This is a genomic window from Vibrio diabolicus (assembly GCF_011801455.1).
In the GTDB taxonomy this organism is placed as follows: domain Bacteria; phylum Pseudomonadota; class Gammaproteobacteria; order Enterobacterales; family Vibrionaceae; genus Vibrio; species Vibrio diabolicus.
On the sequence record NZ_CP042452.1, the window covers coordinates 1,516,631 to 1,538,571 of the forward strand.

At 46.3% G+C, this 21,941-nt stretch carries 27 protein-coding genes; 3 read left to right on the top strand and 24 right to left on the bottom strand.

Features of this window, described 5'->3' with window-relative positions; translation table 11 throughout:
• Positions 1 to 176: 176 nt before the first annotated feature.
• Positions 177 to 431, top strand: a complete 255-nt coding sequence (locus FR741_RS22015) for an Lpp/OprI family alanine-zipper lipoprotein (RefSeq protein ID WP_005375145.1) — start codon at positions 177 to 179, stop codon at positions 429 to 431.
• A gap of 410 nt (positions 432 to 841) precedes the next feature.
• Here FR741_RS22015 and FR741_RS22020 read toward each other — a convergent pair whose 3' ends face one another.
• From FR741_RS22020 to FR741_RS22135, 24 genes are all read right to left on the bottom strand, one after another.
• Positions 842 to 1,432 (bottom strand): acyltransferase, encoded by a 591-nt coding sequence (locus tag FR741_RS22020; RefSeq protein WP_167427719.1) that lies wholly within the window; start codon positions 1,430 to 1,432, stop codon positions 842 to 844.
• 623 nt (positions 1,433 to 2,055) lie between these two features.
• Complete coding sequence (locus tag FR741_RS22025) at positions 2,056 to 2,253, bottom strand: hypothetical protein (RefSeq protein WP_167427720.1); 198 nt, start codon at positions 2,251 to 2,253, stop codon at positions 2,056 to 2,058.
• A complete protein-coding gene (locus tag FR741_RS22030) occupies positions 2,253 to 3,020 on the bottom strand; it encodes a hypothetical protein (protein WP_167427721.1) in 768 nt (255 codons plus the stop codon). Before FR741_RS22030 ends, FR741_RS22025 begins: the two co-directional genes overlap by 1 nt.
• Positions 3,011 to 3,700, bottom strand: coding sequence for a hypothetical protein (locus FR741_RS22035; RefSeq protein WP_167427722.1), 690 nt, complete (start codon positions 3,698 to 3,700; stop codon positions 3,011 to 3,013). The genes FR741_RS22030 and FR741_RS22035 overlap by 10 nt, the downstream gene beginning before the upstream one ends.
• Positions 3,701 to 3,709: 9 nt before the next feature.
• On the bottom strand, positions 3,710 to 4,246 hold the full coding sequence (locus tag FR741_RS22040) for a baseplate complex protein (protein ID WP_062859697.1): 537 nt from the start codon (positions 4,244 to 4,246) through the stop codon (positions 3,710 to 3,712).
• Positions 4,247 to 7,147 carry a phage tail-collar fiber domain-containing protein gene (locus FR741_RS23680; protein ID WP_233059813.1) on the bottom strand — a complete coding sequence of 967 codons (2,901 nt, stop codon included), beginning with the start codon at positions 7,145 to 7,147 and terminating at the stop codon, positions 4,247 to 4,249.
• A 13-nt stretch (positions 7,148 to 7,160) separates the two neighbouring features.
• Positions 7,161 to 7,763: a phage tail protein gene (locus tag FR741_RS22050; protein ID WP_167427723.1), complete on the bottom strand. Its 603-nt coding sequence runs from the start codon at positions 7,761 to 7,763 to the stop codon at positions 7,161 to 7,163.
• Positions 7,750 to 8,937 carry a baseplate J/gp47 family protein gene (locus FR741_RS22055; protein WP_167427724.1) on the bottom strand — a complete coding sequence of 396 codons (1,188 nt, stop codon included), beginning with the start codon at positions 8,935 to 8,937 and terminating at the stop codon, positions 7,750 to 7,752. Before FR741_RS22055 ends, FR741_RS22050 begins: the two co-directional genes overlap by 14 nt.
• Complete coding sequence (locus FR741_RS22060; RefSeq protein WP_029852955.1) at positions 8,930 to 9,277, bottom strand: DUF2590 family protein; 348 nt, start codon at positions 9,275 to 9,277, stop codon at positions 8,930 to 8,932. The genes FR741_RS22055 and FR741_RS22060 overlap by 8 nt, the downstream gene beginning before the upstream one ends.
• Entirely contained in the window at positions 9,277 to 11,166 is a 1,890-nt protein-coding gene (locus FR741_RS22065; protein ID WP_167427725.1) for a phage tail tape measure protein, read from the bottom strand. Before FR741_RS22065 ends, FR741_RS22060 begins: the two co-directional genes overlap by 1 nt.
• A 25-nt stretch (positions 11,167 to 11,191) precedes the next feature.
• Positions 11,192 to 11,335, bottom strand: coding sequence for a DUF6890 family protein (locus tag FR741_RS22070; protein ID WP_005530037.1), 144 nt, complete (start codon positions 11,333 to 11,335; stop codon positions 11,192 to 11,194).
• 41 nt (positions 11,336 to 11,376) lie between these two features.
• Positions 11,377 to 11,640 (bottom strand): putative phage tail assembly chaperone, encoded by a 264-nt coding sequence (locus FR741_RS22075; protein ID WP_167427726.1) that lies wholly within the window; start codon positions 11,638 to 11,640, stop codon positions 11,377 to 11,379.
• On the bottom strand, positions 11,637 to 11,873 hold the full coding sequence (locus FR741_RS22080; protein WP_062859693.1) for a hypothetical protein: 237 nt from the start codon (positions 11,871 to 11,873) through the stop codon (positions 11,637 to 11,639). The genes FR741_RS22075 and FR741_RS22080 overlap by 4 nt, the downstream gene beginning before the upstream one ends.
• A gap of 2 nt (positions 11,874 to 11,875) precedes the next feature.
• The gene (locus tag FR741_RS22085; protein ID WP_062859692.1) at positions 11,876 to 12,106 is read right to left on the bottom strand and encodes a hypothetical protein; all 231 of its coding nucleotides are present in this window, start codon (positions 12,104 to 12,106) and stop codon (positions 11,876 to 11,878) included.
• Positions 12,106 to 12,615 carry a hypothetical protein gene (locus FR741_RS22090; protein ID WP_151515336.1) on the bottom strand — a complete coding sequence of 170 codons (510 nt, stop codon included), beginning with the start codon at positions 12,613 to 12,615 and terminating at the stop codon, positions 12,106 to 12,108. The genes FR741_RS22085 and FR741_RS22090 overlap by 1 nt, the downstream gene beginning before the upstream one ends.
• Positions 12,612 to 12,830 carry a TraR/DksA C4-type zinc finger protein gene (locus tag FR741_RS22095; protein ID WP_167427727.1) on the bottom strand — a complete coding sequence of 73 codons (219 nt, stop codon included), beginning with the start codon at positions 12,828 to 12,830 and terminating at the stop codon, positions 12,612 to 12,614. The genes FR741_RS22090 and FR741_RS22095 overlap by 4 nt, the downstream gene beginning before the upstream one ends.
• A 27-nt stretch (positions 12,831 to 12,857) precedes the next feature.
• A complete protein-coding gene (locus FR741_RS22100) occupies positions 12,858 to 13,313 on the bottom strand; it encodes a phage protein (RefSeq protein ID WP_020841105.1) in 456 nt (151 codons plus the stop codon).
• Between the two features lie 3 nt (positions 13,314 to 13,316).
• Positions 13,317 to 14,438, bottom strand: a complete 1,122-nt coding sequence (locus tag FR741_RS22105) for a DUF2586 domain-containing protein (RefSeq protein ID WP_167427728.1) — start codon at positions 14,436 to 14,438, stop codon at positions 13,317 to 13,319.
• Between the two features lie 15 nt (positions 14,439 to 14,453).
• Positions 14,454 to 15,110 (bottom strand): virion morphogenesis protein, encoded by a 657-nt coding sequence (locus tag FR741_RS22110; protein ID WP_029839584.1) that lies wholly within the window; start codon positions 15,108 to 15,110, stop codon positions 14,454 to 14,456.
• On the bottom strand, positions 15,094 to 15,588 hold the full coding sequence (locus FR741_RS22115; protein ID WP_053321695.1) for a phage tail protein: 495 nt from the start codon (positions 15,586 to 15,588) through the stop codon (positions 15,094 to 15,096). Before FR741_RS22115 ends, FR741_RS22110 begins: the two co-directional genes overlap by 17 nt.
• Positions 15,585 to 16,004 carry a head completion/stabilization protein gene (locus FR741_RS22120; protein ID WP_167427729.1) on the bottom strand — a complete coding sequence of 140 codons (420 nt, stop codon included), beginning with the start codon at positions 16,002 to 16,004 and terminating at the stop codon, positions 15,585 to 15,587. Before FR741_RS22120 ends, FR741_RS22115 begins: the two co-directional genes overlap by 4 nt.
• Positions 16,005 to 16,114: 110 nt before the next feature.
• Positions 16,115 to 16,831, bottom strand: a complete 717-nt coding sequence (gene gpM / locus FR741_RS22125; RefSeq protein WP_072866688.1) for a phage terminase small subunit — start codon at positions 16,829 to 16,831, stop codon at positions 16,115 to 16,117.
• A gap of 12 nt (positions 16,832 to 16,843) precedes the next feature.
• The gene (locus tag FR741_RS22130; protein WP_167427730.1) at positions 16,844 to 17,857 is read right to left on the bottom strand and encodes a phage major capsid protein, P2 family; all 1,014 of its coding nucleotides are present in this window, start codon (positions 17,855 to 17,857) and stop codon (positions 16,844 to 16,846) included.
• 13 nt (positions 17,858 to 17,870) lie between these two features.
• On the bottom strand, positions 17,871 to 18,737 hold the full coding sequence (locus FR741_RS22135) for a GPO family capsid scaffolding protein (RefSeq protein WP_167427731.1): 867 nt from the start codon (positions 18,735 to 18,737) through the stop codon (positions 17,871 to 17,873).
• 176 nt (positions 18,738 to 18,913) lie between these two features.
• Between FR741_RS22135 and FR741_RS22140 the strand changes: the two genes are divergently transcribed.
• Both FR741_RS22140 and FR741_RS22145 read left to right on the top strand, forming a co-directional pair.
• Positions 18,914 to 20,695 carry a terminase large subunit domain-containing protein gene (locus FR741_RS22140; RefSeq protein WP_029860082.1) on the top strand — a complete coding sequence of 594 codons (1,782 nt, stop codon included), beginning with the start codon at positions 18,914 to 18,916 and terminating at the stop codon, positions 20,693 to 20,695.
• On the top strand, positions 20,692 to 21,717 hold the full coding sequence (locus FR741_RS22145) for a phage portal protein (protein ID WP_167427732.1): 1,026 nt from the start codon (positions 20,692 to 20,694) through the stop codon (positions 21,715 to 21,717). The genes FR741_RS22140 and FR741_RS22145 overlap by 4 nt, the downstream gene beginning before the upstream one ends.
• Positions 21,718 to 21,941: the final 224 nt, after the last annotated feature.

Here is a 21,941-nt window from a genome sequence, read left to right on the forward strand (position 1 = left end):
TTCACTCACCTTTGTTAAGCTCAGGTAAAAGTTGACGTCAGGTACTCCATGAAATTCTTGGGTTTTTTTGACTTTTGCTACATCATGTACTGATAAAATGTATCCACATTTAACCTCGCTACTGTATAAAATAATAGTTGGTAGCGAGACTTTCACTATAAGCAAGGAGTTCTTATATGAACAAAACGTTGATCGCAGCTGCAGCAACTTCAGTACTTCTACTAGCAGGTTGTGCTTCTTCTGATGACGCAGCAACAGCAAATGCAGCAAAACTAGACGAACTAAGCAACCAAGTTAGCCAACTAAGCCAAGACGTACAAGCTCTTCAATCTGACGTTCAAAAATCAGGTGCAGCAGCAATGGCTGCTCAAGAAGAAGCTGAGCGTGCTAACGAGCGTATCGATAACATCGCTCAGTCTTACACTAAGTAAGATTAACACGCCAAAATAGCCCCTAAGTATCAATTACTTATGCAATGGCTAGTTGATAAATGGCGATAAAGTGGCGACATGTTTTCATGTCGCCACTTTTGTTTTTACTGTTTTACGCATGCACTATCCCAGCAGAAGCGTAACGCTACAAAGCATGCTTAGCCATGCTAAACAATATCAGCTAGGTTGATTGATAATATGGTCTTATTGAGCACTGGGTTTTTAAATCAATAAAATCAATTAGATAAATAAGAATTGCATTGATTTTGTCTCCAAAATGTCCACACCATCACTTTACTGCACCTAGTCTATTTTCAAACGTAGATTTACATGGGAAGGAACGACTCTGTATACCAGTAAGCTTTTTGTGGTTTATTATCCGACTGAGCACCCAGAAAGAGCAACTTACCTTATCGTTTCCAGGTGATATTCTGCTTTAATACCTTTGCAGGCAACCCGACTGCTAATGAATTAGCGGGAATACTTTTGGTTACAACAGACCTCATTCCTACAACACAGCCTTCACCAATCTCAACACCTTTAAGTACTGCTACTTCATCACCTAACCAAACGTGGTCAGCGACGACAATATCTTTTGATGGATTAATTCGCTCTCCTGAAATCAAGTCATGTATTGTATGACCGTCATTTGTACGAACAGTTACACCTGCTGCCACAATCACGTCATTGCCAATAGTTATCTTGGTCGCCTCTACCGCTCTCAAATATACATTACCTGTCACCGTAAAATCATCACCAATCGTAACGGTTGAATGGGCTCCTACAAAGATTCTTCCATCAATATGACATCCCTTACCTACTATCAACTTAGCATTACGCCCTAGCTTAATGTGGCAATGTGATATTTTGGTGTCTTCACCTATCTCGACAGTAGCTCCTACTTCCAAGAACTCAAGATCACTCTTACCAAAATCGACTCTCTCACCAACGATGATTGAATTGTCTTGATCATCTTTAAAACCATTTTTTAATTCTTTCAATTTGTCTAACCTTAGTCTTTCGTTGCTGCGAAATACTCATCCAAGTTGTCTATTTACCATTTACGTTTAGCTATCAATTTTAACTATGTAACTCAGAGTGTTAAACCCTCTATTGAAACATCTTTTGAAAAAAGCTTATCCAGCTTGATCACCGTTAAAGCTTTGTAGCACTTGGTATGTCGCCTTTTCACATAGGTTTTTGAACTTTCATCCCAGATCTTTAAAAAGCTGACAGAAAACACATGAAAGCATTGAAAATCAACAACTTACAATAAAACACTAGATCTTTACAGATCTTCCTTATTGCAATTTATTGAAAAAAAGCGCAATTGTTGAAATTCTACTAGGCGCAATACAAGCCCTTTTCAGCGGCTTTTCATATTACTCGAAGCCGTTATAGCAAAAGGCTTTATCGCGCGTTCTACGCCTTTCCTCGCCCCGTAGATTTTCACTAAATCAAAATTGCGAAAAAACCAGATCGAAAACGTCGCAGGTGGGGAGGAGGAGTGCGGATTCCGTCACCTGAGTGCTTCTTTACTCGGCGCTAGCCTGTAGCTATGCCATTGGCTTTAGATATAAGAAAAGCGCCCATAGTGGGCGCTTGGTGATGAGGCGGTGGGCTTTTAGCTTACTTTGTAGGTTCCGGCAGAGCTGCCACTTGTTACTTCAACTTGTGCGTTCTGGGTGATTTCGTCTACCACTGCATTGGCGATAGCTTCTGCGAACTTCCCTGCCATGGCAAATTCGCCTTCTAAAACAAAACCTTGCGCTTTCAGCTCAGTTTCTAGTTTCTGTTTTAACGATGGTTTAGTTAGTGCCATTACGATTTCCCTGCAAATACGGTGGTTGATACATCTACATGTGGTTTCCCTATGAATGGGCAAATACTTGCACCAGTACAAACACCTTTACCGCCATTGAGTTTGATTGTGTCGGCATCTTCGGTGATGTTCTTGGCTTCTATGATGAGGTCTTTGCCTACAGTTAAATTCACTTGCCCTTTGATGTCCTGCACTTGGTCTTTGAGTATGGTGATCTGTTCACTCTGTTTTACTACCACCTTACGAAGTTGCTCAATGATAGCTGTGTAGTTTGTCGCGTTTACTTCTCTATCGACACAATTCAACGTGGCGTTTTTATCTGTAGTGCTCTCAAAGTTTCCATCTTGGTCTACTAGGTGGTAAACACCTTGGCGTTGTTGGTATCGGCTTTCACCTTCTTTGATACCTGGTAACTTGAACCCAAGCGGAAGAACGCAACGAATAAAAGGTTTGTCCGGTTGGCCGAACATAAAACCTAGCTCTACAATGCTACCAATTACGGGTGGTTCTAGACGGCCAGCATGATCACCAAGACCAGGCACCGGAAGTGGTACCGCCTGCAGTGGTGGTTTATCTTCGTATTCCATGCCCTTTTCATCGAGTAACTGAACATCCACGGCATAGTGAGGATAGAAGCGATCAGACAAGTCACCTTCTTCTGGCAGCTCTGGCAATGCGACCACCTTTCCCCACCTTGGTAAATGCCACTGGCCTGTGAGCTCAGGAAATAACCGGAAGATAATGCGCTTAATCGTATTCACATCCATGTTAACTTTGCCTCCGTTCCTTCGAACTCAACACCAACTAATCGAAGGCCATTCACGACCGCACCCGGTTTCAACTTTGGAATAGCTGGTACCTTTACCGACTTGTTTGCCGTGTGATTCGTCATAAGTGCACTTGGTATGGTGACGGGTTTATCTGCCCAGAATGAATCCTCCCAACTGCCTACGTAAATTTGCCCGTTTCCTTGTTGTTGCCAGAACAATCCATCAATGCTGAACGCTTGGGCCAATTCGTCTATGACTCGATAGCCGTTGCCATCGCTATAAAAACAAGGAATAGCCGTTTTGCTGTAGGCTTTTTCTGGTACCACAAATTGAAGGCCCGTTTTATTGGTCACTTCGCTAAGCAGCTGCATCAGTGTTGGATGGCGCAATATGATGTTGATTGGCTTGTAAAGTATTGCTGCTAATTCGCGACAAAATACTTTAGACCAACCTTTTTCGGCTGGCTGAACTCGTTCGATGTAACCAAGAAAGACTCGCGTAATATCCTCGCCCCATCCTAAGTCCACGGCAATGATAGTATTTGGCTCTGGACTGCCTTCAACCGAGAGTTCACAGCGACCTGGTGTGTTTTCGCTAAAGACGATGCGATGGCTTTTCACCTTGCCCTTGTTTTTACCAAGGTAAGCGCGGCAAAGAAACTTGTTGTTTGTTGTCATACGTCACCACTAGGCTAAAGCATTATCGACAGCTTTGAGCACCTTCATCACACCAGTAAGTTCCACCTCTGTACCAGGCGGCACATCGTCACTTTGTCCGGCTTCAACCGGAGTATTCACACCTTGCACTTTTTGCTGTGCGGCGGGTTTATCCGGTTGGCGTTGTTCGACTCGTTCTGGCACCGAAAGGTGCTCGACCAGTTCAAATGAAACGCTCCATTGCCTGTGAGAATCTTGCTCATCGGCACGAACGGCACCTTGGAATTTCACCTGGCGAATTTTCAAAGCCTCTGCCGTTTTGTTGCTAATTCGGTAGATTTGGCGAGCATCGTTCTCTTGTGCTTCTGCCATGCTGAACAGATTGGTTAAAAGCTGTTTTTTGGTAAATGGGATAACGCCTTTCACGGTCAGAATTTTACCTTTGCTGCCTGTTTCCGCTTGGTCGGTAGCCGAGGTCTGGCCGGACATATCCTGTCCGGCCAATTGCTGGCGAACGCTAATGCGTAGGTTCTTTAGTGGGAGTTGGGTTCCGTTTAGGGTTAGCATCTAGCATCCCACCACAGACGAAATTGCAGCTATTTTTAACGTGTTGAGCTCAGTCTGTCGAATACCCCAACGCTCAACTTGATTACCTTTTTCATCTACGATTGGTACTACTTCACCCGTATCAAGTTCTTCAAGCAACGCATCTTTACACAGGAAAGCACATTCCCACGGGTTAACAACTCCGGCCGATTGTAGAGCCTTGAATACAGATTGAGCACCATAACCAATATGCCATCTTGGATGCTGCTTTCTTTCTCCCGATTTGAATTTTTCTATTTCATCTTTCCAGCGAAACCTTATTGGTTTTATATTATTGGCAGCAATGATCCATGCTTGTGGAATAACTTCAATTTCCTTTTCATTTTCATCCGAAGTACCTATTGGCGTATTGATAAAAAAACCATCGGAATAGCGATAACTGGGTGTTCCGCATGTATTTACACCATCCTTTGAAGATCGCGTATTGCTTTCTGATATCAACTCTCCTTTGGATAAAACACTACCATAAAACTGAACATTCTTTGACTCGCCATAAAGCGACATCAAACTTTCACCCGAGTCCTTTTTGATTTCAAAGTTTCGCTCAGTCGCTAGGTACGAGTCCAAATCTTCTATGTGGTACCTAACCTTTCCATGAGAGGACATAATTTTTGTCGAGAGTCCTTTAACTCCAAACAGAGGGTGTCTGATTACTAACTCATTCCCATCAGAAAACTCAGTGGGAAATGCATCATAGCTATTAAAATAGCCACGAGGATTGAACAACGCTCTATCAAGAGCGCCGCTGTTTGCATAACTCTCTGGCAACCTCAAGTTGATAGTGTGTCCTATTGTTTCCTCTTCACCATATGCCACCAATAAACCATTCTCAAACTGGCTCAAGTGCCAGCGCAAGTCCCTGCAATCAGCGAAAATACCATTAATATTATCCCAAGTTGTCTGAGCTTTAGTGTTATTTAGCTTTAGTCCTCTTAGAGGGAAACCACTAATCTCAAATGCAGCAGCTTCTGGTAAGCCAAAGCTAACAGCGGCTTTACCGCTGCTGTGCTCAAAAGAAGTAAACACACTGTCATTAAAAATCGTACCAGCCAGATTATTTCCCATACTAGGTGAGCGGAGAATTTCCGGACGTTCATCAGGAAGATCTGGTGTAACTCCAGTCAAAGTAATTTTTTCCCCATCCGCACTTACTTGATACCCCGTAAATTCATAAATTTGATATGGTCCAATAAGTCTAAATTTATTCTGGCTTGTCAACGTCCAATATTGGTTATATTCACACGTAATACTATTGTTCGAATAGCTATCATCAAACGTTTTCCACTGTGCGGAATTGCGCACTGATATCCCTCGAACCCCTTGTGTTCTGAGCCTATTGATAACACAGCGTTCTGGATTAGCAATTTGTTCAAACGTACCGTTATTCTCAGTAAATAACGTCCCTGCCATGCGCCAATAACCTACAGACTGTACATTCTCACATGACGCTTCATTAGCACCTTGAAACCAAATCCCCACATCCCAGTCAGCGGCAAGGTTATCCGTTGTAAAATCGTTATAACCATCTATCCCTTCAAACTCAGGAACAAGGCGAATATTTTTTAGAGATGCATTGCGCTCTACAACTACACCTACACTAAACATCTTTGGTGTGGCCGGACGACCATCGATAGAATCTCCATTGTTAAACTTCAACAATTCACATATGACACCGTCTTTTTCTTTTGGTGGAGTGTTATCATCTAAGTTAATAGCGGAATGTTTTCTCTCTCCCGAACCTGCAAACAGTATCGTTGTGCCATGCTTCATGCTTTTCAGCAGTTCATTTTGATTTGGTCTCCATGTATCCCAATAGTCACAACCAACGCCTTCAACAGACTTACCCGATCGGATTACTAGGCCTTTCCGTGTAAGGTAAACAGGTTTTTTGGCTATAACGGGGAGAATTCCCACCAAGGAGTCTAAGTAATTTTGAATCCGCTCAAACCCTTCTGTATCGTCACTCGGATAGCCTTTACAACCAAAATCCTCAAATGTCAGGTATGGTTTATTTTTACTTTCCCCCTCTGGCCTCAAATCACTAACACTACCATCAGCCAACACTTGAGCAATCTTACAAACATAGTGCTTCACGCCATTGGCATCGGTGTAATCATCTTTCTCTTCGGCTGTCACTACAAAATCAAACAGAGTGACTTGTTCACCAGTTGGTGTGCCTTCGCGGTGCGCGTCTACATAGATGAACGATGGCTTGTTAGGTACCTGGACATTGCGATCAAATTCGAGACTGACACGGTTACCTGATACATAGCCGGCCCCCGCTTTAATGTTGAAGGCGCTAGCTTGAGGTGTGACCAAGAAGCCATCTTCAATGAACCAGTCTTTACCGTTCTGGTCGATGATGGCTTGGGCCACATCGTCGTCCATTTTCTTCATACGTGGCGTGGCGTTGTACTGCCACGATGAAGCATCCACGGTGATGTTGGTAATTTCAGCAATGTCCTTGTACTCAAGTACGACAGAACGCACCAAGGTATTACCTGCTACACCTGGTTCGTCGGCTGATTTTGGTGTTAGTGCATGATGGTCGATTGTGACCAACACGCCATATTCTGAGCAGTACGCACCTGTCCAGTTAAATTCGAACGGGCCAACGTCACTGGTCAATGTCGTGCTGTAAATAACCGAGTCGGCAGAGAGGCGACCACGCTGTTCAACACCTTCTTGGTGAACAATATGATCAGTGGGTACCACATCATCTGGCTGTGGGAACTCTGGGCGATTAGGCACATTGGCAAAAATCATCTTGTCGATGATCAGTGGCTTTTCTTCGGCATTAAGTTGCGCCAACAGTGCTTTACCTGCGGCGGTTAAAATTGACTTATCAGTGGTATTTGCCATTTTTATTGATTCCTTAGCCCTTCACTGTGGCTTGGTAATATTCACAATCGACATTGAGCACACTTGGTAACATGCCAACGTTTAGTCGTGTCTTAACGTGTGACGCTGAGTATTGCGCTTCGACATTCTTGCTTCGCGCGGCCAACGGCATTTCGACATAACTGGTGTACTGATAACGGCGACAGGTACGCCCGTATTGACGTACGACTGTGTCTAATAACTTCGGGACGTTGGTTAAATCCCCATCTCGGATTTTCAGGCTGATAACATCCCAATCGACGTTCACTAACCTTTCATCTTGACCAATGTGCGGATAGCCGAGCTTTGCAAACATGTCTTCCCAGCCAGATACCGAACCTGCATCACGGGCAAAGCCATAAGCATGAGCCACACGGATTCGAAACAGCTCTTCGGGCTCTTGGCCGAGCTTTTCTACTCCACGTTGCCAAGCAAGAATATTGACCAAAGCCATTGGTGCGGTGAGTGGGTCATGTTGTTGCAGCGGCATTTCAAAAGCGGCTTTCACATGCTCCCAATACTCGCGCATGGCTCGGGCGAACTTGGCAAGTTCACCTCTACCCATCCAGTAACGAAAGTTTATCTCAGGTATTTTCAATGGATACCTCCAACGTCTGAATGCGTGGCACCGTTAGGTTGTTAATGATGTCGGCGTTATCGAATTCGAGCGATTCAATCTGTGCAAACTGACCGTGTAGCTCTTGGCCTAACTTGGAAAAACTAAAACGCAATACCGGATTGGTTACCGTTGGCGAATAATCAGTGTTCTCGCGGAATGCCGCGCCAATGAACTTTTCAACGGCTGCTTTAAGCTGGGTGCGCTCATCCATTGTGAGTGAACGAAGAGGCCATACACGGCAAACAATATTGGCCTGCGTTTCTGGCATCGCCATCACCTGCAGATCATCACCATGACCGTGTTGCCCTTGCTCACGAATATAGGCATTCAAATCAGCAAGCATTTCTGGTGACGGCTCACCCGTATCAAGCAAAATGTAGGAATTGGCGGTACCTGGCCCACGTGGTGCGTTATGCTCGAAATAGACGTTGTCATCGTTAATGCCTGCACGACGTGTTAGCAATGAGCGGTAAGCCGCATCAATGTGCCATTTAGCAACCGCGCTCCACTGATTGCGAATACGTAATCGAAGTTCATCGTTGCTTTCTTTGTCTGCACCTGCAGCGGTTAGCCATTCGGCTGGGTTCGTCGCCGCTGCAATACCTGGTATCGCAGTCGGCAGAATATGGTAGTAACCTTCGCCAAGGTTGTAGGCCGCACCTTCACTCTCGGCTTCCACTTCCGCCATGATCATGGTTTCGTCTTCTGGCAGCGTGGTATCAGCAAGCACACGAACGCGGTAGATATTGCCGTTAATGGGTTCGGTCTGAATCCAAGTATCTTTTGGTATGACTAACGCTGGCCCTTTTGCGGCTGCACGTTGGAAGGCGATCAAACCTTGCGCTTTGGTTGCCTCTTTACGAGTCAATTTGCATTGCCAAGCGAGTAGGTCTAACCATTGGTCGACTGCAGTCGCAACGAACATATTTGGCAGAACATAACCCACCAATAGCGTATTGATGAGCCACAAGGTGACTTTCACCACGGCCGATTCAATCAAGCGCCAGAACGGGGAGAAAGGCGAATCATTAGAGATAATGCACTCTTCCTTTTCCATCTCTTCTTTCAGCACTTTTTTCCAACTCGCTTCATCGGTAGGAATACCGGATTGCTTGACCAGCTCGGCGTAATCTGGCTTGGGAATATCAGACATTGGTTGTCTCCGAAGTTGTGATATCAAGAGTTACGTCGCCAAAGTCTGCAGTCGTGGCGAAAACATAAATGGTGCCTTCGGTTGGTTCTTCTAATCGCACGGTACCAGGTACCAAACGAACATCTTCTTCAACCAACAGCTCTAACTTGGTTCGAATATCCGCTTTTTTTGATGGGCTACGCTCTGCGATGAGCTCAACCGCTAAATTGCTTTCGATGATGGCGTGTTTAATGTCTTGGGCGATCACCGCACGGTCTTGAATCAATACCGGGTTACGGCCTGCATCTAGCACCACATCACCGCTTTCAATTAAGATGTCTTGATAGAGGTAATCCGCCATTAGCCTGCCGCCATTTCTAATTCACTCGTCATGTCCTGTGGACTGCTCATGTAAGTTGGATAAATCGCCACACCACCGTAGTTGGTTGAACTGGTTTGATAGTTGGCAATACTCTTGGCCGCGCCACCTGGCTGAACTTGTGCATAAGGTGTCGCGCTTTGGACTGACTTAGATTTCACTTGAACAGATTCATCATCACCGCCGAAACCTGGTAGCCAATCAACGAGCCCTTTCAGGTTTTCCCAAATACCCGCCAACTTCTGAGTGAACCAACTAAAGACGCTGCCAAAAATGTTTCGCATCGAGTCGGCCATTTCTCCAATGAAGGCAAAACCACTGGTATCGGTAAAGCCACTCATCACCCATTGCCAACCTGCTTTGATGAACTCAAACATGGCTCTAAATGGCATGGTGATTAGTGTGAGTGCACCTTCTAGTACTTGGAACCAAGTTGTGTCACCAAACGAGGCTTTGAGATCATCCCAGTAGTAAATCAGTGCTCCCACCGCGGCTGTTGCAGCGATGACCGCCCCCACAATCAAAATGATTGGGTTAGCCGCTATCGCAATATTGGCGGCAAGCATGGCTACACGTAGCCCCGCCATGCCTTTGGTGAGTAAGAAGTTCACACCTGTAAACAGCTTCATAGTGAGCATGTAAGTTGCCATTGCTTGCTTACCCACCCCCATCATCAAGGTAAATGCACCACCTGCTGCAGCTGCACCTAAAATCGCCATGCCAGCAAAGCCAATGTATTTAGTGAGGTTCGGGAACATCTGCGTCCATTGAACAATGGCGGTAGCTCCTTCAGCCATGCCGCCTACAACAGGCAAGATGGCAGGCAGAAGAACAGCACCAAAAGCAGCACTTATGGCAAATACACCTTGCTCTAACCGTTCCCATTGGTCGGTCATGGCTCCCGCCATTTGTTCAGCAACATCAAGCCCTTTGACTTTACCGAGCTCATTTATTGAAGTAGCGAGCCCATCAGTGTTTTGCATCAGAAGTTGGATCATGGCTGTGGCTTCTTGAGTGCCAAACGCTTTACTCAACTCTGCCGCTTCCGCTACCGAAATTGTTTCACCATAACGGCCCTTAATTTGATTCAAGATATCTACCATTGGCAGCATTTGACCTTGAGCATTCGTGAACTGCATATTCAAGGCTTCTTGAGCTTTGGCCGTACCCGCTAAGAACGCACGATATTTGGTACCCGCTTCACTACCACTCATAGTGGACTGCAAAGTACCGAGAATCGCCATTTGTTCAGTCATGCCTACACCGACAGAGGTTGCCGCAGCACCTACCGAGGTGAACGCCGATGACATGCCATCACCCGTGGTCTTGAACATCTGAACCGCTTTCGCAGTTTGACCACCTAACACATTTACCCAATCCGCCTTACCCATTTCGTTGGCTGAATTTTGGAAAATGCCGTACATGGTGCCGACATAGTTGGTAATGGTTGAAGTATCCGCTTTGGTCGCTGCAGCAAGCACCCCAGACGCACGGGTAAACTCAGAAAGCTCATTGCCTCCTAAGCCAGAAATAGCAGATTGAATATCATAAGAAGCCGCCACAAAATCTGAGGCTGACTTGCCGTAGTCCACTGCAAATTCAAGTGCTGTGTCGCTTAGCTGCTTCAACTGCTCATCTGCAACGCCAAGTGATTTCACTTCACCTAACGCCCTGTCCATTTCAATCGCTGGCATCAAGGCTTGTTGCAATGCGAAACCAGCACCCACCATGCCTGCCGCACCTGCCACCATGGTATGAGTACCTTGACGATAGGTGTTGGTGACATCATTCAATTGACGTTGAATATTGCCCAGAGGTTTTGAAATCTGGTCAATCAATCCAACTTGAAATCTGAGTGCTTCTGGTAACATCAACAATTCTCTAATTGCTTGGTGGTTAACCGCTAAAGGCTTTGGCTACACCGCTAGCGGTGACGGCTTGCATGTTTTCCCAATGGTTCTTCTCTAACCAAATCGCATAAGCTAGGTTCTGATCAGTGTCCGGCTCATTGGGTAGCCACTTTCGCCGCCACGCATACATTTTTTGCCTGTCGCTGCTATCTATGGCAGCGACAAGCCCATCTATTTTTTTACCGAGATGGAAAGCTTAGGTGCGTACTCTTTAAGAACCACGCCATAAATCTGCGTTGCCGCACCTGGGTTCTGCTGAGTAAGTTCACGCAGAGCATCTTTTGAACCTTCGCTAACACAGCTCATCAAGAAGTTATGGGCCGCGCTACTCGCATCACCTTGCAAGATGGTGTTTTGCGCTTCATCGTACTCGGCTGGCGTTGGGTTGAACTCTAGGTCTGTTGTACCAACGGTTAAAATAATTGGTTTTGTCATGCTGCTTCTCGCTTCAATGATTCGTAAATTCGGGTGAGTCCGGTTTCTAGTTGACGCTCTAATCGTTCAAAACCATCTTTCACTTCTTCTTTGGTTGCGTAGCTTTCTGCTACATGGGTTTTATAGTCGGCAAGCTCTTTTGAGAGAGAGAACAGCTTGCCGATCAATGCTCCGGTCAGCATCACCAATAAGGTGGCAAGGGCAACCAGCGCGGATAGCCAAGTCGGGTCCATCGCTATTCCTTCTGTGGGATTTCCTTCAAGCGTTTGCCCTGAAGTGCCGCGATAATGTCGTCAACGGTTTCTTGAAGAACATCGTTTGTGCTCAGACCTTTTAGTGTTTCCAAGCCCCAAACCACCAAGCGAGTTGCAAAACGCTCAAGGATGATTTTCCAACCGATTTGAAAGAACAGTCCTTTCACAACTTCGAGTAAGGTTTTGCCGATAATTCCTGTTAAAAAGCTCATTAATCTTCTCCGACCATGGATTTGTATGCGTTTAGGTAATCCGCTTCTGTGGCTTTACCTGCGTGAGTGTTCCAATATTTTTTGGCGTACCTTGCAAGCCCTTCCAAGTCATCGGCTTGGGGTAAAGGCTCAGGAAAGCGAATCAAGTTCAAACGAGCCGCAGCCACTGCGAACTGAGGTGAAATAACCATGTAGTTTGAATCGCTACCACATACAGGCTCACCGCCAACAGGCACAAACAGGGACAATGCATCGAGTAGATGAGGTCGAGTTTTCCCTAGCCACTCAATCAGCCATTGAAAAGTAGCTGGCTCCATTTGAGTAAAACCGAGTGCTGGCCCACGAACTTGCTTTGAATAGGTCAACTTCCCAGACTCATGCGCCACAATCATTAAAATGAGGTTGATGGCCGCTTGCGTGTTCATCTTTCCGTGTCCACCTGTTGCCATATCTAAATGGTCAAGAACAGGTTTGATGACATGCTCTACAAAGAGCTTTCCTAGTTTCATCGCTTAACTCTCTCTATGTTGCTTTGGCACTGGGTGCAGTATTTACACCCTGGTACTTTTTGGCGGCGTTCTTCGGGTATTGGGTCGCCACATTCGCCGCATTCCTGTGCGCTTTCCCGTTGTTCCATTTGCTTAGCCCTTGCCAGTTGGTTGGCAATCGCCACTTCTGTGAATTGGGTTTCAAGGCCGTTGGCAAGGTCGATAACATCAGACATTACGCCCCCTGTTTATTGAGCTAAAAGCTACTGAACCAAATCTTCGGTTTCATCAGGGCGCAGGTATGGAACGCCGTTGATTTTCACAAAGTCAGGGCTAGTTACTTCGAACGGCAGTTTGTGAACCAATGCACTGCCACCATTTGAATCGGCATCGAGAAGATCAGAGATTTTGATACGACAACCGAAGGCTTCAATTTTCAGCTCGTCTTTATCAATCTTGCCGTAGAACAGCGCGTCAAAATCAGGCATTCCACGCCAAGAGCCGGCTTGTTTTGCTGCCTTGCTCAACTGGTTGAATTGCTGCGTGGTAAGTTCCATTTCACCGCTTGCTTCTACATCGCCATCGACATAACCATCAGGCACACCAGAGGTTTTATTGACGGCAGAATTATCGGTAATGGATAGAGTGACTTTTTGCGCTTTGAGCTTGTAGTCACCCATTGAAAAATGCATGTTCTTGCCAGAAATACGCATGCTCATGGATTACGCCTCCGTATCTGCAGGGTTAGATAGATCAAGCCCAATGTTGACAACAATGTGTTTCGGGCAGTTATGAGGGCGAACCATTAAGCCAATGTTTACTTTGGTTTTTGTCATCCACTGAATCGACACATCTTCATCACGTGGTGGCATGATTTCACCTGGGAACTGAATGCCGCCAATTTCAGTGGTCTTCGACATATCGCGCATGTCTTTACTGAAATAGGTGCGGTTGAGCTCAATACTTGGTGGTGTTGAATTAAGGATTCGGTCAGCAATACGACGAATCGCTTTAATACGAACGCGGCGGTTTAGTTTGTGAACTGGGCGAACGTATTCAAGGAATTGATAGTCGCCGCCTTTCGCTTCTAGCGTAGAGCCATCTGTCCAGTAGATACCTTCCATATCCGCATACCATTGCGGCAGTGAATAACGCGCCTCGGCTAACGCTGCGATGGTGCTCATTTCTAATGGTTTACCCGCGCTATCAACAGGCATTTCACCAAGACCAAGCAAACTGCCTGTTGCAACGCGCATAGGGCTATCGGCTACAGTGACAGCGCGATCACATAAGCGACCACCAAGCACACCCACGTTATTGCCATTGAGTTGCGGCACTGGTGTAACCATATTTGCGGCAACATCTTTGACTAGGGCTAGCATGGCCGTTTCATAGTCTGACCACGTTTGGGTATCGGCATCAATACCAGGACAAGCAGCAAGGAAGAACACCCAACGACCAAGTTTGCTCGTTAGCTCTGTTGCCTTGTATTGCATCGCGGTGAAGTCGGCTTTATCTGTCACAACATCGACAATACAAACACCTTCAAAAGAGTCGGTACGGTTGGCAATGTCTACCGCTTCTTGCCAAGTAGCATCAGCCGCCAAACCAAAGATGGCACCCGTCCAGTTTTGTTTGCCATTGAGCTGCGCGGCTTTGACGTTTGCGCCTAGCGCATCATCGGCCACCACATCATCAAGATTGGTCATGTTGTTTACGCGCGTGACTTTGCCTTGCAGTTCGGCTTTGTCGGTGCGCCCGATGTAGATCAGGTGGCGTTCAATTTCTGGAATCCCGCCTTGCCCTAAATTGAGGTTGTTTACCTCTACCTTTCCGGTTGCCATTGGTTGTTTCCTCGCTTATTTTCGCGTCTTGGCCTGCTCAAAGATTTTTATTAGTTGGCGGGTTACTTCGCGTTCTTTACTGCCTAATATCTGGCGTTCTGCTAATGGAATATCCCAAGCGGTGACACTAGGCTGATTGCTCAGCTCTCGGATAATTTGCCCGGCTTGGCCATGGGTAACGGTTTCCATTAACAGACGAAGGCTTGGCTTTTTCCGTCCTTTGCCGCTTTTTCTCGGTACCGTGTAACCCAGTTCCCTTAGCTTTCGCGCTTGCCCTTTACTGCAAGGCGCGGAATAGTCTGGTGTTCCCCAACGCTTTTGCATTTGGCGCTTGGTCATCTTTTGCTTTTGACCAAGATGATGCCGAGCTGCAATTTTTGCGGTGAGCTTGTTGCTCCAAGTCAGGTCGAGCATGTTGGCGTTTCGTACATAAGGGGTTAACCCTTTCGCCATGCGCCGCATCACCTTGCCGCGCTTCTTACCTTTTCTTGGTTCTAACGCTTGGCCGTGAATATCTTTTTGTTGTTGAATGCGTTTGCGTGTATTGGCTTTTTCCCAACGGCCTAGGGTTTTCAGTATCCAAACTCGCTTCTTTGGTGGCAGTGCTAACATGGCAAGCTTTTCTTGCATGTTGAGCACATCCCTTTGATTCGCATTAATTGTTGGTTTCATTCACCAACTCCGCTTCTTCTGCGGTGTAAATCTCTACGGCTTGAACTCGGTATTTGATTCCGCGCCAGGTAATCATTCCTGCCTCTGCATCTGGTACCAACTCGATAGGTTCCATCAGCTCAAGCTCTATGCTCACATCAGCCAGCTCACTGCTGATCACATCAACCGAAAGTGTTGGATCTTCGAGCTCTTGTTCGTTGCGGTCTTCTTCATGGTCGCTTAACCAACAGGCCACAAGAGCAAGCAAACAGCGCGGGTCTAACAATCGGTGAGGAAATTCCTCTACCGAGATCACCGCGTTGTATTTCCAGTAACACGCGATGTAACCATCGTTGCCTCGGTCTTCACCACTTGGGACAATCGAGCCGTTCTCTTGCCAAGCATCAATTTTGTTATCAAGCACGTTGCTATTGAGGTGGCTAACGATGTATTCCGTTAAATGCTCAAGCTTGGTCTTGTTGTAGGCTGTATCGCTCATATCGAATCAATCCCATTGGCACTTCGGCCAAGCAACAAGCGCACATCTTGATTGCTTTGGGTGATAAAGCGTGCCTCTTGTTCTGGTTCATCTGTCGCTACGCTTTCGCCCTCTTTGCGGCGGTCTTGCGTGGCGAACTCAGGCAATAGATCAGCATGGGCCAAACCATAAACCGCACGTTTATATGCCGCTGTTTTGGCTGCGTTTAGCTGTGGCGGAATATCGTCAACCAACAGGCTTGCAAGTCGTTGTTGGATATTCAGAGCCGCAATGCTCACGGCTGCAGCCATAGAATCGTTGTCAAAGGTGTGAGGAATACGGCGCAATTGGCGGAATTCATCGGTTGATAAATCCGGCCAGCCTTCACCTGGTATGACGGAATTTGCTGCGCTGTTAACTTTTCCACCAAAGCTCATCACGATTCCTTATTTGAATAAGTGCGCCTCTAGCCACTGGGTCGACGGTATCGAGTTAGCCTATTTGCTTCTCTTACCTCACCAGCCGAGGCGCGGTGGCGTAGGAGTCTTTAAAGATTCTTGCCGTCTTTAATGGCACGAATACGTTGTTCAATTTTCTTGATTTGGGTGCCCACACCCACTTTGCAGTGCTTATTGTGAGCGTGTTGAAGTAGAGCCAATGCCTTTTCCAACGTTTCCAAATTGCCAATCGCTGTCGCTTGCGGTTGGCCTTCTTCGTTTCGAATCAGGTATAAACCCGCGAACTTGTACCACTTGGCGTGAACCTTCTCGTGTAAGCGCCAATCTTTCTCTACCTTCTCAAATACTTTGGAGAAGTAAGGTTCAATTGAATTGCCACGTTCCGATTCGCTTTCGGCCCACTCTAAGACCTGATCAGCACAGAATGTCGGCCAATCTCGGCGGAAGTTCTCTGGTGTTGGCAAGTCTCGTTCGATTGCCTTCATGCACCAATCAATGGCGGTATCTAGCTCTTTAATATCGAATAGCCAGATCACCAAGTTGGTAAAGATTGGGTTTTCGAACTGTTCACCGCTTTCTAAGTAGCTTTGAACATACGGTTTGTATTTCGGGACTAAGACATTGCGCTTATGCTCGACACGATCAGCAATCGCATTGAAAGAGCGCAAATGCTTGCGGTCTTCTTCGAAGTCAATCAGCTTGATGTGCAAACTATCGGTGTCAGCCGCAGGGCTAACATTAAAAGCTTTCTGCTCTCTTGCTGCTTTCTTCGCTAGGTTGTCTCTCATGCCAGGAGATAAGCGCATAGTCATTTACCCTTATGCTGCAGGTGTCGCACCGAAGTGCACTTTCGCTTCATTGAAGCTTGCGTAACCTTCATGATCACCCACTGCATAACCTTCATTACGTAGGTATGAGTTTTCATGCTGTTTGCGGTCTTCTACGTGCTCAGACTTGCGGTGACGCGTGTTTTTCTGCGTGTAGACATGCAAGTTTTTCAGCGTGGTGACTGTCATTCGCATACCAGGGAAGAACGGTGGCGACATCGCACGACGACCAGCAATAGAGTTTGGCAATTGTTGCGCTGCCTTCTTCTCTGTTGGCGTAGTTGCTGCGTCATATAAACGCGCCTGTTCGAATGAAAGAAGATCAGCACCAACCAACACAATTAGATTCGGGTCGCTTCGTAAAGCAGGATGAATCTTGGTGTTAATTAGGTCAGATGCCATTGCATCTAAGTTGGTGTAATCACCACCGCCATCAGGCTCTAGATAAATGTCTACATCAATGATTTGGTCTGGTGATTTTTCTTTCACTAGCTGCTGCCAGCCTTTGTTAACGTCTTCACCGTTAGGGTTATTCGTTGGGTTCGTTGTTTCCGCTACCGAAGTACCGTTGAAGCCAACACGAATAATGTCTTGCGCGAAATTCAGCGTTGCGTTTTCGTTTAGGCGCTTCATGAATTCGCCAGGCTTACCGGAGTTCGCCCAAACGCTTAACAAATCCCACGTAACAACAGCACAAGAGTCGGTTTCGACTAGGGTGTAGGTATTGCCATCAACACCACTTGATGTGGTATGACGACCGCCTTTTTTACGGCCTGTATGTAGCTTGTTGGTACCAACATCAACAACTTGGCCTGAAATTTGGTCTACATCTTCAACCGTGATCAGCTTGAGGAAATCAACTGATTCCATCAGCTTGTTTTTTAGCGCCGTTTCAACTGGGCCCGAAATAGCGAATTGCTTACTCACATCAGGGCGAGAAAATACTTCACACTGTTTTGCGCAGTATTCTTCCAGTAATGCACGAGCGGTTTGAGTTAATTGCATTTACTATTGCTCCTTACAAAAAGTGGCTTGTGTCTTCCGCCGCACCTTCGCCTTGAGGCTCTTGACCAGGTACTTCTTTCGAAAGGGCGTTGAACTTAGTTTCAATGCCAGAAACTTTTTCCATCAGAGGCGCAATAGCCGAATTTACCGCAGCAGAGAACTGCTCGACTGTTGCACCTTCCGGTGTTTGTTCCGGTTCTGGTGTTTCTGGTGTTTGCTGACTGAACTCTTGTTTGAGTTCGTTTTTCAGCTCAGTTTTTAGCTCACCTTTAAAAGCGCTAAATTGCTTTTGCAGTGCTGCTTGTAGTTGCTCTTCGGTCACGTCTGTGTCCTCTGGTTCTGATGGGTTCTCTGGCTTATCTTCACCAGAGGAAAAGAATTGATTACACATCGAGAAAAAACGCTCACTTCGGGTAAAGCATTCTTCGAGGTTAATTTCTTCAAGGTGGCTACATTCAAGGCGAGTGGTCTCACCGTCTTTACGAGAGAATTGAAGTAGCGAAGTACCTGTGGAGGCTGGGGAGTCAGTCGCAGCTAGGCCCATTAAGTAACAACGCCCTTCGCCCTTGTAGTCAGGTTCTGGTTCGATAGAAGTAAATAGCTTTTGCTTTTTGCTATTAGCATCGAGTAGATATTGGTTAGGCTCCAACTTGGCAAATAGACGCATCTTTCCGTCTTTTTCTTCGGTTTTGAGCTCTACAACTTTGCCCCAGTTCTCACCAAACCCATAAAAGCGACGATGCTCGGGCCAAATTAATGCGGTGTATTCTTCTGGGTCATAGCTTTCCGCCATTTGAGACAGCCATTCACGGGTAATTTTACGTCCGTCTACGGTTGGCCCTTCTGTCGCTATGATTTTCCAGTCACTAATCTTTGGCATTTACATACTCACATACTCAAAAGTTTGTTATTTACATCTCGATTTACGCAAACAATACGCCTTTGACTGACTGCTTTCAGCCACTTCAATTCCTAGAAATTCGGATTTTGGCTAAATCCGAATTCATCCGAATTTTACTTAGTCATTTGCGAGTTTTCGGGGCGTATGATGCAGCTATGGCATATTCAGATGAAATAAAAGAGGCCGCGAAAAAGCTTTATTTACGCGGGGTACCTCCAAAGGAAATAGCGGCGCAACTTAACCTAAATAGCGACCGCATCATTTATACCTGGGCGGAGAAATTCGGCTGGGCTTTGGTGTTGAATGAACTTTCTGTTGAGGAAATGATTAACCGCCGATTGGCCGTGTTAATTGATAAAGACGAGAAAAGCGATCAGCAACTTAAAGAGATGGATAAGCTTATAGACCATCACGTTAAGTTGCTAAAAGCTCATGCCGATGCAAAAGCCAAAGCTGAACGTATGCTTTCGCAAGGCAGCTCGAAGTCGAATGGTTCCGAGCCGTCGAATCAAAGCCGTGGTGGTAGTGGCAACAGTAAGAAAAAAGGTAAAGGCAAAAACAACATCGAGCACCTTTGTGAAGGTGACTTTGTAGGTTGGCATGAATCGCTGTTCGAATATCAGCATGTCATGCGTAACAACATTAAGCAGCGTATTCGTAACATCCTAAAATCACGCCAAATTGGGGCGACTTACTATTTCAGTGGTGAAGCGTTAGAAGACGCAATTCTAACGGGTGATAACCAAATATTCCTTTCAGCTTCTCGCGCTCAAGCCGAGGTTTTCCGCAGCTACATTATTGCCATTGGTAAAGAGTTCTTAGACATCGAGTTAACCGGCAACCCGATCATTCTTTCTAACGGTGCCGAACTACGCTTTTTATCAACCAACAGCAAAACAGCCCAAAGTTACCACGGCCATGTTTATGTCGATGAATATTTCTGGATACCCAAATTTGACGAGCTGAACAAACTTGCTTCGGCAATGGCTACGCATAAGAAGTGGCGCAAAACTTACTTTTCTACGCCATCATCGAAGATGCACCAGGCTTACCCATTTTGGACAGGTGACCAATGGCGAAAAGGCAAAGAGTCTCGCGCAAAGATTGAATTCCCTACCTTTGAAGAATATCGCGACGGTGGCCGACTCTGCGACGATAAACAGTGGCGTTATGTTGTCACCATTGAAGATGCGGCCAACGGCGGTTGTGACCTATTCGACATTGACGAACTGCGCGAAGAGTACAGCCAAGACGATTTCGAAAACCTGTTCATGTGCGTGTTTGTTGATGGGGCTCTGTCTGTATTCAAGTTTTCAGACCTTGAAAAAGGTATGGTTGATGCCGCCCACTGGCAAGACTTCAAGCCAAATAACAAACGACCTTTTGCCCATCGAGAAGTTTGGTTGGGTTACGACCCAAGCCGAACCAGAGACAACGCCTGTTTGGTGGTTGTGGCTCCGCCTGTCGTCGCAGGTGAACGGTTCCGCGTACTAGAAAAGCACTATTGGAAAGGGCTCAACTTCCAATATCACGTTTCAGAAATCGAAAAAGTCTTTAAGCGCTACAAGGTGACTTATATCGGAGTAGATACCACAGGCATTGGCGGTGGTGTTTGGGATTTGATTTCGAAGAAATACCCGCGTGAAGCTCACGCAATCCACTACAGCAACGAAAACAAAAACCGCCTAGTGATGAAGATGATCGACATCGTAGAAGCCAAACGACTTCAATTTGATGCTGAACACAAAGACATTGCAATGGCGTTTATGGCGATTAAGCGAGTACCAACGGCCAGCGGTAACGCCATGACATTCAAAGCAGAGCGCAGCCAAACCACAGGCCACGCCGATGCATTCTGGGCTATCTCTCACGCCATTATTAATGAGCCGTTAGATCACTCAACACCAACTAAATCAACTTGGGCAACCGCAGCATGACCGAGCAAACAGAAACTTTAGTCAGACAAGAAGAACAATCACCAGAGTCGGTCTATCACATCGACTCCACACCCGAAGCCATCGACTCTAATAGTTGGATGACCTCATACTCAGATTTGTTTTACAACGACACCGATAACTACTGGGAACCGCCAATCTCGCGCATTGGATTAGCCGACATAGCCAGAGCCAACGCATATCACGGCTCTTTGTTGATTGCTCGGGCCAACTATGTCGCAGGACGATTTCAACAAGGTGGTTCGACTCGCCGCAGACACATTCAAGCTTTTTGCCGCGATTACTTCACCTTTGGTGATGCCGCTTTCTTAAAAATCCGTGATGGCTTCAAACGCGTAGTGCGCTTGCATCCGTTACCTGGCATGTACTTACGCAAACGCAAAAACGGCAACTTCGTTATTCTTGAGCGAGACAACCAACAGCGAGAATACCGCAAAGAAGATGTGATCTTCTTGCCTCAGTACGACCCGCAACAGCAAATTTATGGTTTGGCCGATTACTTGGGCAGTATTCAAAGCAGCTTACTAAACAAAGATGCCACACTATTTCGCCGCCGCTATTACAAGAACGGTGCACACATGGGCTTTATCTTTTACGCGACGGACCCTAGCTTGAGCGAAGCAGACGAAGAGATGATGAAGAAAACCATTGCCAGTTCAAAAGGCGTGGGCAACTTCCGCAGCATGTTTGTGAACATCCCGAACGGTAAAGAGAAAGGGATTCAATTGATTCCTGTGGGTGACATTGCCACCAAAGATGAATTTGAGCGAATCAAGAACATCACCGCACAAGACATTCTTGTGGGCCATCGCTTCCCAGTAGGCAAAGCAGGCATTATCCCGCAGGGTACCACCAGTTTAGGCGACCCGATCAAGATTGGCAGCGAGTACGCCAAAGATGAAATCATTCCAGTATGTGAACTGATTATGGATGAAGTGAACAGCGACCCAGAGATCCCCCAACGACTCCATTTGAAGTTTGATGTTTCTACGTCCAACGAATAGAAGAAAGCCCCTAATCAACGTTAGGGGCTTGCTTTTTGTTAATCTGCCGCTTCCTGCTCTGCCTTTCTTAATGCTTCAATCACCAAGTTCCTTCTTGTTCAGTGATAAACCCTAGTCGCTCCTCCTCTTCTAGTACTACATCAATTTTTGAGATCAGCGTTTTTGTTACTGCCATGTGATACATCTACCTTTTGTCGACGATGATAGGCCGTCCTACCATCATC

Excerpts from the sequence above, each read along its gene's own strand:
- FR741_RS22015 (WP_005375145.1), top strand. The coding sequence starts at position 177 with ATGAACAAAACGTTGATCGCAGCTGCAGCAACTTCAGTACTTCTACTA.
- FR741_RS22025 (WP_167427720.1), bottom strand. The coding sequence starts at position 2,253 with ATGGCACTAACTAAACCATCGTTAAAACAGAAACTAGAAACTGAGCTG.
- FR741_RS22030 (WP_167427721.1), bottom strand. The coding sequence starts at position 3,020 with ATGGATGTGAATACGATTAAGCGCATTATCTTCCGGTTATTTCCTGAG.
- FR741_RS22035 (WP_167427722.1), bottom strand. The coding sequence starts at position 3,700 with ATGACAACAAACAACAAGTTTCTTTGCCGCGCTTACCTTGGTAAAAAC.
- FR741_RS22040 (WP_062859697.1), bottom strand. The coding sequence starts at position 4,246 with ATGCTAACCCTAAACGGAACCCAACTCCCACTAAAGAACCTACGCATT.
- FR741_RS23680 (WP_233059813.1), bottom strand. The coding sequence starts at position 7,147 with ATGGCAAATACCACTGATAAGTCAATTTTAACCGCCGCAGGTAAAGCA.
- FR741_RS22055 (WP_167427724.1), bottom strand. The coding sequence starts at position 8,937 with ATGTCTGATATTCCCAAGCCAGATTACGCCGAGCTGGTCAAGCAATCC.
- FR741_RS22060 (WP_029852955.1), bottom strand. The coding sequence starts at position 9,277 with ATGGCGGATTACCTCTATCAAGACATCTTAATTGAAAGCGGTGATGTG.
- FR741_RS22065 (WP_167427725.1), bottom strand. The coding sequence starts at position 11,166 with ATGTTACCAGAAGCACTCAGATTTCAAGTTGGATTGATTGACCAGATT.
- FR741_RS22070 (WP_005530037.1), bottom strand. The coding sequence starts at position 11,335 with ATGTATGCGTGGCGGCGAAAGTGGCTACCCAATGAGCCGGACACTGAT.
- FR741_RS22075 (WP_167427726.1), bottom strand. The coding sequence starts at position 11,640 with ATGACAAAACCAATTATTTTAACCGTTGGTACAACAGACCTAGAGTTC.
- FR741_RS22080 (WP_062859693.1), bottom strand. The coding sequence starts at position 11,873 with ATGGACCCGACTTGGCTATCCGCGCTGGTTGCCCTTGCCACCTTATTG.
- FR741_RS22085 (WP_062859692.1), bottom strand. The coding sequence starts at position 12,106 with ATGAGCTTTTTAACAGGAATTATCGGCAAAACCTTACTCGAAGTTGTG.
- FR741_RS22090 (WP_151515336.1), bottom strand. The coding sequence starts at position 12,615 with ATGAAACTAGGAAAGCTCTTTGTAGAGCATGTCATCAAACCTGTTCTT.
- FR741_RS22095 (WP_167427727.1), bottom strand. The coding sequence starts at position 12,830 with ATGTCTGATGTTATCGACCTTGCCAACGGCCTTGAAACCCAATTCACA.
- FR741_RS22100 (WP_020841105.1), bottom strand. The coding sequence starts at position 13,313 with ATGAGCATGCGTATTTCTGGCAAGAACATGCATTTTTCAATGGGTGAC.
- FR741_RS22105 (WP_167427728.1), bottom strand. The coding sequence starts at position 14,438 with ATGGCAACCGGAAAGGTAGAGGTAAACAACCTCAATTTAGGGCAAGGC.
- FR741_RS22110 (WP_029839584.1), bottom strand. The coding sequence starts at position 15,110 with ATGAAACCAACAATTAATGCGAATCAAAGGGATGTGCTCAACATGCAA.
- FR741_RS22115 (WP_053321695.1), bottom strand. The coding sequence starts at position 15,588 with ATGAGCGATACAGCCTACAACAAGACCAAGCTTGAGCATTTAACGGAA.
- FR741_RS22120 (WP_167427729.1), bottom strand. The coding sequence starts at position 16,004 with ATGAGCTTTGGTGGAAAAGTTAACAGCGCAGCAAATTCCGTCATACCA.
- gpM (WP_072866688.1), bottom strand. The coding sequence starts at position 16,831 with ATGCGCTTATCTCCTGGCATGAGAGACAACCTAGCGAAGAAAGCAGCA.
- FR741_RS22130 (WP_167427730.1), bottom strand. The coding sequence starts at position 17,857 with ATGCAATTAACTCAAACCGCTCGTGCATTACTGGAAGAATACTGCGCA.
- FR741_RS22135 (WP_167427731.1), bottom strand. The coding sequence starts at position 18,737 with ATGCCAAAGATTAGTGACTGGAAAATCATAGCGACAGAAGGGCCAACC.
- FR741_RS22140 (WP_029860082.1), top strand. The coding sequence starts at position 18,914 with ATGGCATATTCAGATGAAATAAAAGAGGCCGCGAAAAAGCTTTATTTA.
- FR741_RS22145 (WP_167427732.1), top strand. The coding sequence starts at position 20,692 with ATGACCGAGCAAACAGAAACTTTAGTCAGACAAGAAGAACAATCACCA.